Here is a 1,735-nt window from a genome sequence, read left to right as displayed (position 1 = left end):
GACAGACGATGATGCAGCTGTCTATCTATTTCCCTGGTCGATTAGATTCGGTGATGCGTCTTTAATTTAGTTGACACAGAGTTTTGAACGCCCTCGCTGCTAACCCCCATGCAGGTGTTCCGGTAACTGCTGCAGCGACTTCTAGTGTACCCATTACCATCCATGAACCTATATCTTTTCCCGCAAACTTCCATTTTTTGGATTTCAGCTCTTCAATATTTTTTCTATGTTGATGAAAGGCATCATTTATGTTGTCAAATATTTGATCTCGACTTCTATAAAAGTTATCTGGATTTGATCTAACTATATCTTCAATACTATTTCCTAACATAGATCTTATATCATCCATAGCACCTTGCTTTCTGATATCAATAAGAGCCTCCGGTGGAATATTTCCTAACCACTCCATTTCATTAGTGGCTAGGTCTTGTAGACCTCTAACAATATGTAAGTCATGATTTCCAGTTTTCGACTCAGCTCTCTCAGAATCATATTCCATTTTCCAAGTCAAATACTGCCAAGAAGTAGGTGCATCTATAATAGGTGTACCGTTTAGCCTCCTTGATTTAATTAAAAGCTCATTACTAACACTCATTCTTCCCAATGCTTGGGAGGCAAGTAATAAACCTGGATTGCCTACGAATTGAGCATAACTTTCAAGTTCTAATGCTTTTTTAATTTGAGAAGATAAATCACCTTTCCAATCAGTATCAAAAAGAACTCTACTTTTATCTTTTACTTGTTCTACTGCCCTTTCAATCGTATCTAAACCCTCAGCAAATTCAATTAGCTCGTCAAAAGATTCAAACTTTCTGCCAAATAGTTTATTAGAATGTATTACTGAATCATCTTTGCCAAGTAATTGAAAAAACTCTCTTTCTTCTTCCTGCATTTTGGATTGATCTGGAAGAATTACAACTATAGGAACTTCCAAATTAGCACAGGCTAGTTCCTTATATTGGAGTATATTCATGGCATGTTTAACTAAGTAATATACTCGACTTTTATTAGAGAAATTTTCAAAAACATGCTTTGACCTTAAAAATGGGTCTGGTAATACAATGGTATCTGTATAAATCCCACATGTGGATGCTATGTTTTCGTCATGTGAAGGGAAAAGATCGCCTCCAAATACACCTTTTATGTTCCCGTGCATATCTTCAACATGAATTTGAGCGATTTCTCCCAATTCCTTCCATAAACTATCTATAACATTAAGGAATTCACCAAGATTTTCAGTAATCTCTTCTACTGATTTTTGGTTTTGAGTTAACACTTTGCCTACATCATGGGGGGTAAGATTGTTATCAATCATTAACTGATAATAATGTCCAAAATTATCTTCAATGAAATTAAAATATATATTTTGTATTTCACTTAAAGAAATTTCTTTTTTCAATTCTTCTCGGTCATGCATTGCTGTAACAGCAAGAGCCATTGATCTAACATATTCATCAACAGTATCTAAGTCAATTTCACCGTCTGGCCCTTGCCTTACTGCTAGAAGACTCTTTTCTACATTCATACCTTCAGCGATATGAATTTTACCTTGTTCAAATTGTTCTTTTAGTATTTTAAGGCGACGACGAAGCCTTTTTTCATATTCTACTTTTTCGGGTGTTTTTGCTCCGCCCATCTTATTAACGTACTCCCCAATGTCTAGACCAAATTATCATAAAATTAAGATAGAATTGGGTTGATAAAACGATTCATTATCCGAACTATTGTTAGCCAG

The 1,735-nt window shown here is 35.1% G+C and carries 1 protein-coding gene; it reads right to left on the bottom strand.

The features are described from left to right. Positions 1–61 precede the first annotated feature (61 nt). Positions 62–1,636 (bottom strand): hypothetical protein, encoded by a 1,575-nt coding sequence (locus G561_RS14845; protein WP_174901057.1) that lies wholly within the window; start codon positions 1,634–1,636, stop codon positions 62–64. Positions 1,637–1,735: the final 99 nt, after the last annotated feature.

The sequence above is a fragment of the Psychrobacter phenylpyruvicus DSM 7000 = NBRC 102152 genome, from assembly GCF_000685805.1.
Classification (GTDB): Bacteria; Pseudomonadota; Gammaproteobacteria; order Pseudomonadales; family Moraxellaceae; genus Psychrobacter; species Psychrobacter phenylpyruvicus.
This window is presented reverse-complemented; position numbering and strand designations above follow the sequence as displayed.

Coding starts and splice junctions, on each gene's coding strand:
- G561_RS14845 (WP_174901057.1), bottom strand. CDS start 1,636: ATGGGCGGAGCAAAAACACCCGAAAAAGTAGAATATGAAAAAAGGCTT.